The sequence below is a fragment of the Limnohabitans curvus genome, from assembly GCF_003063475.1.
Classification (GTDB): Bacteria; Pseudomonadota; Gammaproteobacteria; order Burkholderiales; family Burkholderiaceae_C; genus Limnohabitans; species Limnohabitans curvus.
The window spans coordinates 1,512,508-1,525,505 of record NZ_NESP01000001.1 but is presented as its reverse complement, the minus strand read 5'-3'; the positions used below and the strand labels follow the sequence as shown (position 1 = coordinate 1,525,505).

Genomic DNA, 12,998 nt, shown 5'->3' with positions numbered 1-12,998 from the left:
TAGAGAAGACAGTTAGCTTGGGTTAGAAGCTGTACTTGACGCCGACGACCATCGCGTTTTTGGCTGTGTTGTAACCGTTGACGGTGAATGCATCAACGTTCTTAGCGTTCGTAGAAATGGCAGCAACGCTGGCAGACAAACCATCACCCAAATCTTTGTTGAGGGTCAAAGCAAAGTCTGTGTAACTGGCGTTCGGTGAGTTGCTGACCTTTTGGTGACCAACATGTGGGACCAGGCTATAGCCATTGCCCAAATCAAGGTTTGCGCTCAAATCAATATAGGCGCTGCCTTTCGAATTTGCCGTACCGAACAAATCAGAGAATGCATAAGAGTACTTAGCTGTGAACACACCATAAGTGGCTGCGCCATAGACTTCGTCTGTATTGGCATTCACGTTGCCAGAGATGTTGTTGTAAGTGTTGCCAACGTACTGATAACGCAGGTAGCCGACGTCATATGCCACACCAGCAGCTTCAAATTTATAGCCACCATAGACATCCAACTCCACAGGACCTTTGGTATCTGCTGCAGGTGATGCACCAGCTCCTGCTTCTTTAATCCACTTGATGGTCGAACCCCAAGCGCCCAAATAAAAACCATTGGCGTTGGCATAGTCAACGCCACCTTGCAAAGCTGGATCACCTTTGGTTTGTGCCAGACCGCGGTAACGGTATTGGCTCACCACGCCCACGTTGTAAGTGACTTCGGGTGCAACAGGCGCAGTTTGCGCGAATGCTGCAGAAGAGGTAGCCAAGAGGGCCAACACGATTTTGGACTTGAGGTTCATAGTTTTCTCCATTGAAAAATTTAAGAGGGATACACCTACTTAGCAGGGTCCGTGCCAGCGTTGAAGTCCACAAAAGTGCCCTCTTCACTTGAACTAAGACCCAAAGTGATGCAGTAGTCTGACGACTGCCTCATTTTCATGCACGCACTTGGTGCGTCAACATGTCTTAGATGCCCTGCAATGGGGCTAACCCCTCAAAAAGAGAAGTTTTATGACGCTTGCGTTAATTCACAGCCGCGCACTCTTGGGTTTGCAAGCACCGGCGGTGACCGTTGAGGTGCATTTGGCCAATGGCCTGCCCAGCTTCACTTTGGTAGGTTTGGCAGATACAGAGGTGAAAGAAGCCCGCGAACGCGTGCGCTGCGCCATTCAAAACACGGGGTTGGACTTTCCAACGAACAAACGCATCACGGTGAACCTCGCCCCAGCCGACTTGCCCAAAGACTCGGGCCGTTTTGACTTGCCGATTGCTTTGGGCATCTTGGCGGCGAATGGCCAGCTCGACGAGGCCGCATTGGCTTTGCATGAGTTTGCGGGCGAGTTGTCTTTGTCGGGCGAGCTGCGTCCCGTGCGCGGCGCACTCGCCATGGGGCTGGCCCTGCGCAGTGCGGGGGTGCGCACGCGGTTGGTGTTGCCACCCGGCAGCGCCGAAGAAGCCGCGCTGGTGCCCACCGCCGAGGTGTACCGCGCCCAACATTTGAGCGATGTGGTGGCGCACTTTGCCAAACCCGAGGTGAAAGGCTTGGTCGCGCAACGCGAAGAAGCCACAACGCGCCCGGTACACACGACTGAAGGATGGTCTCGTATTGCGACGCCCACCTTCAGCGCGCCCGCCGCAGCCTACAGCCCGGACTTGGCCGACGTGAAGGGCCAAGCAGGCCCGCGACGCGCCCTAGAGATTGCTGCTGCGGGCGGGCACTCTCTTCTATTAGTAGGACCACCCGGCACAGGCAAGTCGATGCTGGCGCAACGCTTCGCCGCTTTGCTGCCCGACATGACGCTGGACGAGGCGTTGGAAAGCGCTGCCATCGCCAGCTTGGCGGGTCGTTTTGAGTTGAACCAGTGGATGCAGCGCCCTACGCGCAGCCCGCACCACACAGCCACCTCGGTGGCCTTGGTGGGAGGCGGTACACCGCCTAGGCCGGGGGAAATTTCTTTGGCACACAACGGCGTGTTGTTTTTAGACGAGTTGGCCGAAGTCAAACGCAGCGCACTCGAAGCCTTGCGTGAACCTCTAGAGAACGGCCACATCACCATTTCACGTGCGGCCACGCAAGCCAAATTTCCGGCACGTTTTCAACTCATCTCGGCCATGAACCCCTGCCCTTGCGGCTACTTGGGCTCACCCCTCAAGGCTTGCCGTTGCACGCCCGACCAAGTGGCACGTTACCAAGGCAAGCTCAGCGGCCCATTGCTAGACCGCATCGACTTGCAGGTGGAAGTGCCCACACTGGCCACCGAGGTGTTGATGCAAAGCGGGACGGGTGAATCCACAGCCGCCGTTCGTGCGCGTTGTTTGGTCGCGCACGCCAAAGCACTGGTGCGACAAGGGACCCCCAACCAAGGTTTGCAAGGCCAAGCCTTGGAAGCGCACATGCACCTCGATGCAGCAGCGGCCACGTTTTTACAAAACGCTGCCAGCAAGCTTGGCTGGTCTAGCCGCAGCACACACCGTGCGCTGCGCGTGGCGCGCACGATTGCCGACTTGGCTGACAGCGCCACCGTTGAAGTCACGCATGTGGCCGAAGCCCTGCAATACAGGCGGGTGCTGGTCAACCACTGACCGGTGCGTCGCTTGGCATATCGCTGGCTTCGTATCATTGGCATGTATGCCTCGTTCCCATTTTTCTCGTCACGATGCCCGCTTTGTTTGGGCGCTGTCCGCGCTGCAACTCATCGCTTGGGGCAGTGTTTTTTACGGTTTCGCTTTGTTCATGGTGCCGTTGGAGCAAGCCTTGGGCATGAGCCGCGCCGAGTCGTCGCTGGGCTTTAGTTTGATGTTGTTGGCCGAGGGTGTGCTGGCGTTCCCCGTGGGTCGTTGGATTGACCGCGGTCACGAACGCGCGGTGATGACAGGCGGCTCGCTGCTGGTGGGGCTGGCTTTTTTCCTGCACAGCCGCATTCACACACCCACCGAGTTTTATGCGGTGTGGACGCTGCTGGGCGTGGGCTTGGCGGGCACCTTGTACCCACCAGCTTTTGCGGTGTTGACGCGGCGCTTTCCTAACCATTTCCGACGCGCCATCATCACGCTCACATTCTTGGGTGGTTTGGCCAGCACGGTGTTCATGCCGTTGGTGGCGTGGTTGATCGACGCCTTCGGCTGGCGCGATGCGCTGTGTGTGCTGGGCGCCATACACGTGCTGGTGTGTGTGCCCGTTCACTGGGTGCTGCTGCGCAATGCGCCGCAACGTGCCGTGCTTGCCAGTGCGCACACGGATAGCGACACACTCGCCGGCTACTTGCGCCAGCCCACGTTTTGGCAATTGGCGGTGTTTGTGGTGTTGCTCATGGGCGTGACGTCTGCGCTGCCCGCACACATGGTGAGCCTGTTGCGCGAAGCGGGCATGGACGCGTCGTGGGCCATTGCCGTACCCGCCAGCATTGGCGTGTTGCAGGTGATAGGCCGCTTGGGTTTGTACCTGACCGAGCACCGCGTGAATGTGCACGCCGCCAACCGCTGGGTGACGGTGCTGATCCCTCTCGGGTTTTTGATGCTGCTCATCAGCGCTGGCCACGGCATGTGGGGCGTGGTGTTTGTGGTGTTCTACGGTTTGGGCAACGGCATGCTCACCATCGTCAAAGGCACGGTGATGGCGCAATACGTGAGCCGCGAACACATGGGTCGCTTGAACGGTTTGCTGGGATTGCCCATGGCGGTGGCGCGCGCTGCAGCGCCGTGGTTGATGGGGCTGCTGTGGTCTGCCGAGACGGGCTACACGGCGGGGCTGTGGTTGATGTTGGCGGCCAGTGTGGTGGGCGTGGCGGCTTTGTGGTCCGCGCAAAAAAACCATCGCCTTTGACAAGCCAAAAAAAGCCCGCATGCAGCGGGCTCTTTGTGCAGCAAACACGCTTACAAATTAGGCGCCAGCAAACGCTCTAAGTCTTTCACCGCCACACCTTGGCGTTGGGCCAAGTCTTGTACTTGGTCGTCACCAATACGGCCCACATTGAAGTATTTGGCATCGGGGTGGGCCAAGTAAAAACCGCTCACGCTGGCAGCGGGCGTCATGGCCAAGCTGCTGGTCAAGCCCATGTCGATGTCGTCGCATTGCAAGACGCGGAACATGTCTTGTTTGGCGCTGTGGTCGGGGCACGCAGGGTAGCCGGGCGCAGGGCGAATGCCTTGGTATTTTTCTTTGATCAGGTCTTCGTTAGTCAAAGCCTCGTCTGCCGCGTAGCCCCACAGGTCGGTGCGCACGCGGTGGTGCATGCACTCGGCAAAGGCTTCAGCCAAGCGGTCGGCCAAGGCTTTGAACAAAATGGCTGAATAGTCGTCGTGCGCGGCTATGAAACGCTTTTCTTGTTTCTCCGCCCCGAGGCCTGCGGTCACGGCAAAAAGGCCAACGTAGTCTGCGGCTTGGGTTTGGTCGGCCACGTAGTCGGCCAGGCAACGGTTGGGGTTGCGCACATCATCGCGGGTGGGCTTTTCGGTTTGTTGGCGCAAACCGTACCAAGTCATCACTTGCTGTTGGCGGGTTTCGTCCGCATACAAAACAATGTCGTCCCCCACGCGCTGCGCGGGGTACAAGCCCACCACCGCGTTGGCGGTGAGCCAGCGGTTGGCGATGATTTTTTTCAGCATCGCTTGGCCATCGGCGTAGACCTTCTTGGCTTCCACCCCCACGACGGCGTCTTCCAAGATGGCAGGAAATGGGCCCGCCAAATCCCAAGTTTGGAAGAACGGCGCCCAGTCGATGTATTTCTCAAGCTCAGCCAGGTCAAAGTTTTTGAACACGCGACGACCAATGAACTTTGGCTTGGCAGGTTTGTAGTTGTCAAAGCTCACAGGCGTGGCATTGGCACGCGCTTGGGCCAAGGTGACCAACGGTGTTTGCTTTTTGTTGGCGTGTTGTTCGCGCACCTTGGCGTAGTCGGCATTCAGCTCGGCAATGTATTTGGCGGCTTGGTCTGACAACAAACCCTGCGCCACGCTCACGCTGCGTGAGGCATCGGGCACGTAGACCACGGGGCCGCTGTAGTTGGGGGCAATCTTCACGGCGGTGTGCACGCGGCTGCAAGTCGCGCCACCAATCAACAAAGGCATTTGGCGGTCACGGAAATACGGGTCTTTTTCCATCTCGCTGGCCACGTATTGCATTTCTTCCAGCGACGGTGTGATGAGGCCCGACAAGCCGATGATGTCTGCGCCCTCTTCTTTGGCCTTGGCCAAAATTTCGTGGCAAGGCACCATCACGCCCATGTTCACCACCTCGTAGTTGTTGCACTGCAAGACCACGGTGACGATGTTTTTGCCAATGTCGTGCACGTCGCCCTTGACCGTGGCGATGACCATCTTGCCCTTGGCTTTCACGTCTTGGCCCGCTTCGGCTTGCAAGCGTTTTTCTTCTTCGATGTAGGGCACCAAGTGCGCCACCGCTTGCTTCATCACGCGGGCCGACTTGACCACTTGGGGCAAGAACATCTTGCCTTGGCCAAACAAATCACCCACCACGTTCATGCCGTCCATCAGTGGGCCTTCGATGACGTGCAGCGGGCGGCCGCCCTTGGCCAAAATGTCGCGGTAGGCCTCTTCCGTGTCATCGGTGATGAAGTCTGTGATGCCGTGCACCAACGCGTGGCTCAGGCGATGCGCCACGGTGACGGGCGCATCGGGCGTGCCACGCCAAGCCAGCTTTTGGCTGTCGTCTTTCGCTGCGCCCTTGGCGGTTTCGGCCACTTCAATCAGGCGCTCGCCGGGCGTGAGGTGCGCTTCGCCTTCTTTGTACTGGGGTGTGCGATTCAGCACCACGTCTTCCACGCGCTCGCGTAGTGTGGGTTCGAGGTCGTCGTACACGCCGACCATGCCGGCGTTGACGATGCCCATGTCCATGCCCGCCTTGATAGCGTGATACAGGAATACGGTGTGAATGGCTTCACGCACAGGGTCGTTGCCGCGGAAACTGAACGACACGTTAGACACGCCGCCGCTCACTTTCGCGCCGGGCAGGTTTTGCTTGATCCAGCGCGTGGCTTCGATGAAGTCAACCGCGTAGTTGTCGTGCTCTTCAATGCCGGTGGCAATGGCGAAGATGTTGGGGTCGAAGATGATGTCTTCAGCAGGAAAACCTACCTCGTCGACCAACACGCGGTAAGCGCGCTCACAAATTTCAATCTTGCGTGCGTAGGTGTCAGCTTGACCTTTTTCGTCAAACGCCATCACCACAGCAGCCGCGCCGTAGCGCTTGACCAAGGTGGCTTGACGCTTGAACTCGTCCAAGCCTTCTTTCATGCTGATGGAGTTGACGATGCCCTTGCCTTGGATGCAACGCAGGCCCGCTTCGATGACCGACCACTTGGACGAGTCCACCATCACCGGCACACGCGCAATGTCGGGCTCGCCCGCCATCAGGTTGAGGAAACGCACCATGGCGGCTTGGCTGTCGAGCATGGCTTCGTCCATGTTGACGTCGATCACTTGTGCGCCGTTTTCCACTTGCTGGCGTGCGACGGCCAAGGCTTGCTCGTACTCGCCATTCAAAATCATGCGCGCAAAGGCCTTAGAGCCAGTGACGTTGGTGCGCTCGCCAACGTTGACAAACAAACTGCCCTCGCCAATAGAGACTGGCTCAAGGCCAGACAGCTTCATGGGGGGAACTGCAGTGGAATTCATGGGGGTACTCACCTGGGGGCTATCAATACAGGTGAGCGTCGTTGCAAAAGATTCGGCCCCAAGCCTGACTTCACGCGCGAGTCCTGAAAGGACGGGTGAAGCTGCAACGCTCCTTGGGGAAGGCATTATTTTAACCGCTGCGCTGTTGCGGGCCCCACAGGCCACCGAAAATGCAGGCCATGCGAAAAATCTTACTGAGCCTCTCTGTTTTTTGTTGCACGTCGCTGGCCCAAGCCGGCATCTGCACCCGCGAATACGCGCCTGTTTGCGGCCAGTTGCCTCACCAAAGCCAAACGTTTTCCAACCGCTGCATGATGAAAGACGCAGGGGCAAGCTGGGTGTCTGACGGCGAATGTCCCGCCGCACACAGCAACGCGCCAGCCAAAGACATCACGCTGACCGTGGCGGCGCACGATGTGGCATGCATGGGTGCTGCGCCCATGCGCTGCTTGCAAGTGAAAGAGGGGAAAGCGCTGACGTGGTAAAACTTTTACAGCCCGATTGAGGGCTTCACGTTCACGCCGGGGGTGCAATACAAATTATTGGTGCGCGCGACGCCGACTGCGAACCCGCCAGCCGACATGGCCGATACGCGCTATCAGCTGGTGCGTGTGTTGTCTCGCCAACCCACACCGCCATAAACCTCACGCGCGACGTGGCCGCGTCATCAAGTAAGTGCTGCGGTAGTTGTCCCACTCCACCACGGGCGCATGTGCGCTTAAGAACTCGCGCAGCAACTGGCTGGCTTGCAACTTGGTCAGCGCTAACTTTTCAGAAATCAGGGTCCGATTGACGTGACCGTGTTCTTGATAAATGGCCAACACGGAGTTGATGCGGCTCTGCAGATGAACATCTGCAGGGGAAGTACTTGTGATTTCTGTGGACATGAACGGTAACGTTGAACGATTACCGCCATTCTCGAAATCAAATGCCGCCCTGTAAATCCGCCTCTTGGCGTATACCCTTATCAGCCATCAACCCAAAAGCTCTCGTTTTGACGGGCGATTAAATACTTAGGCTGCTTCGCGATAAAAAGGCCCCGCGCTCAAAGCGCGCGCCTTTTGGTCAGCCACCGCGCTACCAATGGCTGCGATGTGCTCAGGCGTGGTGCCGCAGCAGCCGCCCACGATGTTCACCAAACCTTCGGCGGCAAACTCGTGCAGCAAGCGGCTGGTCACATCGGGCGTTTCGTCAAAGCCGGTGTCGCTCATGGGGTTGGGCAAGCCCGCGTTGGGGTAGCAGCTGATGAAGGTGTCGCCCGCGACTTTGTTGAGTTCTTGAATGTAGGGGCGCATCAGCGTCGCACCCAAAGCGCAGTTCAGGCCAATGGCCAGCGGCTGCGCGTGGCGCACGCTGTGCCAAAACGCGGTCACGGTTTGACCGCTCAAAATGCGGCCCGAAGCATCGGTCACCGTGCCGCTGATGATGAGCGGCAAGCGCTCGCCCGTAGCTTCAAAAAATTCTTCAATCGCAAACAAGGCAGCTTTGGCGTTGAGCGTGTCGAAGATGGTTTCCACCAACAACACATCCGAACCGCCTTCGACCAAGGCTTTGACTTGGTCGTAATACGCGGCGCGCAGTTCTTCAAAGTTCACATTGCGTGCGCCTGCGTCGTTCACATCGGGGCTGATGCTGGCGGTTTTGGGTGTGGGGCCCACAGCGCCCGCCACAAAGCGGGGTTTGTCAGGCGTGCTGTATTTGTCGCAGGCTTCGCGGGCGATGCGGGCTGAAGCGAGGTTCATCTCGTAGGCCAAATCGGCCATGTCGTAATCGGCTTGCGCAATGGTGGTGGCGCCAAAGGTGTTGGTCTCGATCAAGTCAGCGCCAGCGGCGAGGTAACGCTCATGGATGTCACGAATCACGTCGGGGCGGGTGAGGCTGAGCAACTCGTTGTTGCCCTTCACGTCTTTGTGAAAGTCTTTGAAACGCTCGCCGCGGTATTGCTCTTCCGTCAGCTTGAAGCGCTGAATCATGGTGCCCATCGCGCCGTCGAGGATGGCGATGCGTTTGGCCAAGATGGCGGGTAATTCTTTTGCGCGTGTGTAGGCTTGGGTCATCCCCCCATTGTAAGAAGCAGGGACAATAGCTGGTTCATGCCCTCGTTGATCCCCACTCACACCCCCTCTGACCGCCTTGCCAGCTTGGTCAGCGCACGCCGAAAGCTGCCGTGTCCACGCCTGTGAATCCACAAGACATCTTGCGCGAAGTCTTTGGCTACGGCGCCTTTCGCGGCCCACAAGAAGCCATCGTCAACCACGTGTGCGGCGGCGGCGATGCGCTGGTGCTCATGCCCACGGGCGGCGGTAAATCACTCTGTTACCAAATTCCGGCCATTGCGCGGCAACGCGCAGGCCACGGCATCACCATCGTGGTGTCGCCGCTCATCGCGCTCATGCACGACCAAGTGGGCGCACTGCACGAGGCGGGGGTTGAAGCCGCCTTTTTAAATTCCAGCCTCAGCGGCGAAGAAGCTAACGCGGTGGAGCAACGCCTGCGCCGTGGCGACATCACCCTGCTGTACGCCGCGCCCGAGCGCATCACCACGCCGCGCTTTTTGGCGCAGCTCGACATGTTGCACGAGCAAGGCCAGCTCAGCCTGTTTGCCATTGACGAAGCACATTGCGTGAGCCAGTGGGGCCACGATTTCCGCCCCGAATACCGCGCCCTCACCGTGCTGCACGAGCGCTACGCGGGCGTACCGCGCATGGCACTCACCGCCACCGCCGATGCACTGACGCGCGCTGACATCGTGGAGCGCTTGCAGCTGGAAGACGCACAGCAGTTCGTCAGCAGCTTTGACCGCCCGAACATCCGCTACACCATCGTCGAAAAGAAAGACGCGTCCACCCAGCTGCTGCGCTTCATCCAGCGCGAACACACCGGCCCCGACTGGCAAGACAGCGGCATCGTCTATTGCCAATCACGCAAGCGCGTGGAAGAAGTGGCCAAAAATTTGTGCGACGCGGGCATTGCCGCGCTGCCCTACCACGCAGGCTTGGACGGCGCGATTCGCCAAAAGCACCAGAACCGCTTTTTGCGTGAAGAAGGTTTGGTGATGGTCGCCACCGTGGCGTTTGGCATGGGAATCGACAAGCCCGATGTGCGCTTTGTGGCGCACTTGGACATGCCCAAAAACATCGAAGGCTACTACCAAGAAACCGGCCGTGGCGGCCGCGACGGCCAAGCTGCGCACGCGTGGATGGCCTACGGCTTGAACGACGTGGTGAACCAACGCCGCATGATCGACGAGAGCCCCGCAGGCGAAGACTTCAAACAAGTCATGCGCGGCAAACTCGACGCCCTGCTGGCCTTGGCCGAAGCGACCGACTGCCGACGCGTGCGTCTGTTGGGCTACTTTGGCGAAACCTACCAATCACCCGAAAACGGCGCGCCCCGCTACACCTGCGGCAACTGCGACAACTGCCTCAACCCGCCCGACATTTGGGACGGCACCGAAGCCGCCCGCATGTTGCTGTCCACCATCTACCGCGTGAAGCAGCAAAGCGGCATGTCATTTGGCGCGGGCCACATGATGGACATCTTGCGCGGCAAGGTCACCGAAAAAGTCACCCAATACGGTCACGACAAGCTCAGCACTTTTGGCATCGGCGCGCATTTCAGCGAGGTGCAGTTGCGCGGCGTGTTGCGCCAATTGATTGCCATCGGCGCTTTGGGCGTGGACGCTCAGGCCTTCAACACCCTGTATTTGACCGAGGCCTCACGCGGCGTGCTCAAAGGCGAAGTCACCGTGCGCTTGCGTGCCTCGGTGTCCACCCCCGCCGACCGCAAAGCCAAGCGTACCGCCAGCGGCGCAGCCAAGGCCGCACCGATTGCGCTGGACGACGCAGGCCAAAAACGCTACGACGCGCTCAAGGCCTGGCGTGGCGAGGTGGCCCGCTCGCACAACTTGCCCGCCTATGTCATCTTCCATGACGCCACGTTGGCGGCCATTGCGCAGGCCGAGCCGCACGACCTCGAAGCCCTGCAAGGCATCGCAGGCATCGGTGCCAAAAAGCTCGAAGCTTATGGCGACGAGGTGCTGCGCGTGGTGGGCCTGCCCGCCTAAGCCAGCGACATCGACGGGTTTACCCTGTCTCCACGACGACTGCAAACTGGGCGAACTCTCCTAGAATTTGAAGAACTTAAATAGGAGACAAACCATGTCACACCATGACCACGCGGCCGAACAAGATGTTGTTGAAGCCATCGTTCCTTTGATGCCCATCGTGCTGCCCGTTGCTGGCGCCGTGCTGATTTTCTTGTTGGCTTTCATTGCCGTGTTCATGGCCTAAACGCCCTGATGACCGCACCATGTTCGGTCACGAGCCTCAAAAAAGCGCCACTCTTGGCGCTTTTTTGCATTCTTTTGGGTTCTTTTTCTATTTTTTGATGCCCCTTGAAAGCCTCCGTAAGGGGTTGGTTTCTTAAAATAAGGCACCGTTTCACACGGGCGTAATGAATTGAGGTCAGAGCCTCGCAGCAACTCGCTGGGCTCTGACCTCAATTTTTTGACTTAGGAGCTTTCCATGACTATCAACGCACCTGCGTATGTGAAGAACCCCAAGCTGATCGCTTGGGTTGGCGAAATGGCCGCTTTGTGCAAGCCAGACACCGTGTACTGGTGTGACGGCAGCGACGAAGAATACAACCGCCTCTGCCAACAACTGGTGGATGCCGGCACTTTCAAAAAGCTCAACCCCGCCAAGCGCCCCAACTCTTTCCTGGCCTGCTCTGACCCCTCAGACGTGGCCCGCGTGGAAGACCGCACCTACATCTGTTCAGAGAAAAAAGAAAACGCCGGCCCCACCAACAACTGGATGGCCCCCGCCGAGATGCGCGCCACCTTGAACCCTTTGTTCGACGGCTGCATGAAAGGCCGCACCATGTATGTGGTGCCATTCAGCATGGGCCCCATGGGGTCGCACATTGCGCACGTGGGCATCGAGCTGTCTGACAGCGCCTACGTGGCGGTGAACCAACGCATCATGACCCGCATGGGCAAAGCCGTGTTTGACGTGATCGGCACCGACGGCCCCTTCGTGCCTTGCGTGCACACCGTGGGTGCACCTTTGGCAGCCGGTCAAGCCGACGTGAAGTGGCCTTGCAGCAAAACCAAGTACATCGTGCATTTCCCAGAGACCCGCGAAATTTGGTCTTACGGCTCGGGCTACGGCGGCAACGCTTTGCTGGGCAAGAAGTGCTTTGCCTTGCGCATTGCTTCCAACATGGGCCGTGACCAAGGCTGGCTCGCCGAGCACATGCTCATCTTGGGCGTGACCAACCCCCAAGGCAAGAAGTACCACGTGGCAGCCGCTTTCCCCAGCGCTTGCGGCAAGACCAACTTCTCGATGTTGGTGCCCCCAGAAGGCTTTGACGGCTGGAAAGTCACCACCATCGGTGACGACATTGCTTGGATCAAGCCGCACTCGGACGGCAAGTTGTACGCCATCAACCCTGAAGCGGGTTACTTTGGCGTGGCCCCCGGCACCAACTTCCACACCAACCCCAACTGCATGGCCAGCTTGGACAAGAACGTGATCTTCACCAACGTCGCGCTGACCGACGACGGCGACGTGTGGTGGGAAGGCATGGAAAAAGACACCGGCTCATTGCCCGACCACTTGATCGACTGGCAAGGCAAAGACTGGACGCCAGCCATTGCCAAAGAAACCGGTGCCAAAGCCGCCCACCCCAACGCCCGCTTCACCGTGGCTGCCACCAACAACCCCGCGCTGGACAGCCAGTGGGACGACGCCAACGGCGTGGCCATTGACGCGTTCATTTTCGGCGGCCGCCGCTCCACCACCGTGCCTTTGGTGACCGAAGCGCGCAGCTGGACCGAAGGCGTTTACATGGCCGCGACCATGGGCTCCGAGACCACCGCTGCCGCCGCTGGCCAACAAGGCGTGGTGCGCCGCGACCCGTTCGCCATGCTGCCGTTCATGGGCTACAACATGAGCGACTACTTCCAACACTGGCTGGACATGGGCGAAAAGTTGGAAGCTGCCAAAGCAAAACTGCCATCGATCTACTGCGTGAACTGGTTCCGCAAAGGCGACGACGGCAAGTTTGTGTGGCCTGGCTACGGCGAAAACATGCGCGTGTTGAAGTGGATGATTGACCGCATCGAAGGCCAAGCCCCAGGCAAAGAAAACGTGTTCGGCGTGAGCCCCACGTATGAAGAAATCAACTGGACTGGTTTGAACTTCACGGCTGACCAATTCAACACCGTCACCAGCATCGACAAAGCGGCTTGGGTCGACGAGTTGAAGCTGCACGAAGAGTTGTTCACCCAACTGGCCTACCACTTGCCCGTTGAAATGACCGCGACCAAAGTGGCTTTGGCTGCGCGTTTGGAAGCTTAATCTCCGCGCAACA

10 protein-coding genes, 1 pseudogene and 1 riboswitch are annotated in these 12,998 nt (G+C 58.8%); of the genes and pseudogenes, 7 read left to right on the top strand and 4 right to left on the bottom strand.

Features of this window, described 5'->3' with window-relative positions; all coding sequences use genetic code 11:
• Positions 1-22 precede the first annotated feature (22 nt).
• The gene (locus B9Z44_RS07565; RefSeq protein WP_245912783.1) at positions 23-787 is read right to left on the bottom strand and encodes a TorF family putative porin; all 765 of its coding nucleotides are present in this window, start codon (positions 785-787) and stop codon (positions 23-25) included.
• 211 nt (positions 788-998) lie between these two features.
• Here B9Z44_RS07565 and B9Z44_RS07560 point away from each other — a divergent pair, with 211 nt between their 5' ends.
• Positions 999-2,570 (top strand): YifB family Mg chelatase-like AAA ATPase, encoded by a 1,572-nt coding sequence (locus tag B9Z44_RS07560; protein WP_108402090.1) that lies wholly within the window; start codon positions 999-1,001, stop codon positions 2,568-2,570.
• A gap of 46 nt (positions 2,571-2,616) precedes the next feature.
• Positions 2,617-3,810: an MFS transporter gene (locus tag B9Z44_RS07555; RefSeq protein ID WP_108402089.1), complete on the top strand. Its 1,194-nt coding sequence runs from the start codon at positions 2,617-2,619 to the stop codon at positions 3,808-3,810.
• 50 nt (positions 3,811-3,860) lie between these two features.
• Here B9Z44_RS07555 and metH read toward each other — a convergent pair whose 3' ends face one another.
• Complete coding sequence (metH, locus tag B9Z44_RS07550) at positions 3,861-6,596, bottom strand: methionine synthase (RefSeq protein WP_425437200.1); 2,736 nt, start codon at positions 6,594-6,596, stop codon at positions 3,861-3,863.
• 50 nt (positions 6,597-6,646) lie between these two features.
• A riboswitch (S-adenosyl-L-homocysteine riboswitch) is annotated at positions 6,647-6,741 on the bottom strand.
• A gap of 58 nt (positions 6,742-6,799) precedes the next feature.
• On the opposite strand from metH, the gene B9Z44_RS07545 reads away from it, so the two are divergent.
• Together B9Z44_RS07545 and B9Z44_RS07540 are read left to right on the top strand one after the other, a co-directional pair.
• Entirely contained in the window at positions 6,800-7,105 is a 306-nt protein-coding gene (locus B9Z44_RS07545) for a hypothetical protein (RefSeq protein ID WP_211308693.1), read from the top strand.
• 12 nt (positions 7,106-7,117) lie between these two features.
• Positions 7,118-7,261, top strand: a pseudogene (locus B9Z44_RS07540) (DUF4377 domain-containing protein); the annotation flags it as partial.
• Positions 7,262-7,264: 3 nt separating this feature from the next.
• Here the strand turns inward: B9Z44_RS07540 and B9Z44_RS07535 are convergent.
• Together B9Z44_RS07535 and B9Z44_RS07530 are read right to left on the bottom strand one after the other, a co-directional pair.
• Positions 7,265-7,507 carry a hypothetical protein gene (locus tag B9Z44_RS07535; RefSeq protein WP_108359510.1) on the bottom strand — a complete coding sequence of 81 codons (243 nt, stop codon included), beginning with the start codon at positions 7,505-7,507 and terminating at the stop codon, positions 7,265-7,267.
• Positions 7,508-7,633: 126 nt separating this feature from the next.
• Entirely contained in the window at positions 7,634-8,677 is a 1,044-nt protein-coding gene (locus tag B9Z44_RS07530; protein ID WP_108402085.1) for a homocysteine S-methyltransferase family protein, read from the bottom strand.
• A 110-nt stretch (positions 8,678-8,787) separates the two neighbouring features.
• Between B9Z44_RS07530 and recQ the strand changes: the two genes are divergently transcribed.
• From recQ to B9Z44_RS07520, 3 genes are all read left to right on the top strand, one after another.
• On the top strand, positions 8,788-10,686 hold the full coding sequence (gene recQ, locus B9Z44_RS07525; RefSeq protein WP_233246912.1) for a DNA helicase RecQ: 1,899 nt from the start codon (positions 8,788-8,790) through the stop codon (positions 10,684-10,686).
• A gap of 94 nt (positions 10,687-10,780) precedes the next feature.
• Positions 10,781-10,912, top strand: a complete 132-nt coding sequence (locus B9Z44_RS15405) for a hypothetical protein (protein WP_255416737.1) — start codon at positions 10,781-10,783, stop codon at positions 10,910-10,912.
• A 234-nt stretch (positions 10,913-11,146) separates the two neighbouring features.
• The gene (locus B9Z44_RS07520) at positions 11,147-12,985 is read left to right on the top strand and encodes a phosphoenolpyruvate carboxykinase (GTP) (protein ID WP_108402084.1); all 1,839 of its coding nucleotides are present in this window, start codon (positions 11,147-11,149) and stop codon (positions 12,983-12,985) included.
• The last annotated feature ends 13 nt before the right edge of the window (positions 12,986-12,998 follow it).

Excerpts from the sequence above, each read along its gene's own strand:
- B9Z44_RS07555 (WP_108402089.1), top strand. The coding sequence starts at position 2,617 with ATGCCTCGTTCCCATTTTTCTCGTCACGATGCCCGCTTTGTTTGGGCG.
- B9Z44_RS15405 (WP_255416737.1), top strand. The coding sequence starts at position 10,781 with ATGTCACACCATGACCACGCGGCCGAACAAGATGTTGTTGAAGCCATC.
- B9Z44_RS07560 (WP_108402090.1), top strand. The coding sequence starts at position 999 with ATGACGCTTGCGTTAATTCACAGCCGCGCACTCTTGGGTTTGCAAGCA.
- B9Z44_RS07535 (WP_108359510.1), bottom strand. The coding sequence starts at position 7,507 with ATGTCCACAGAAATCACAAGTACTTCCCCTGCAGATGTTCATCTGCAG.
- metH (WP_425437200.1), bottom strand. The coding sequence starts at position 6,596 with ATGAAGCTGTCTGGCCTTGAGCCAGTCTCTATTGGCGAGGGCAGTTTG.
- B9Z44_RS07545 (WP_211308693.1), top strand. The coding sequence starts at position 6,800 with ATGCGAAAAATCTTACTGAGCCTCTCTGTTTTTTGTTGCACGTCGCTG.
- B9Z44_RS07565 (WP_245912783.1), bottom strand. The coding sequence starts at position 787 with ATGAACCTCAAGTCCAAAATCGTGTTGGCCCTCTTGGCTACCTCTTCT.
- B9Z44_RS07520 (WP_108402084.1), top strand. The coding sequence starts at position 11,147 with ATGACTATCAACGCACCTGCGTATGTGAAGAACCCCAAGCTGATCGCT.
- B9Z44_RS07530 (WP_108402085.1), bottom strand. The coding sequence starts at position 8,677 with ATGACCCAAGCCTACACACGCGCAAAAGAATTACCCGCCATCTTGGCC.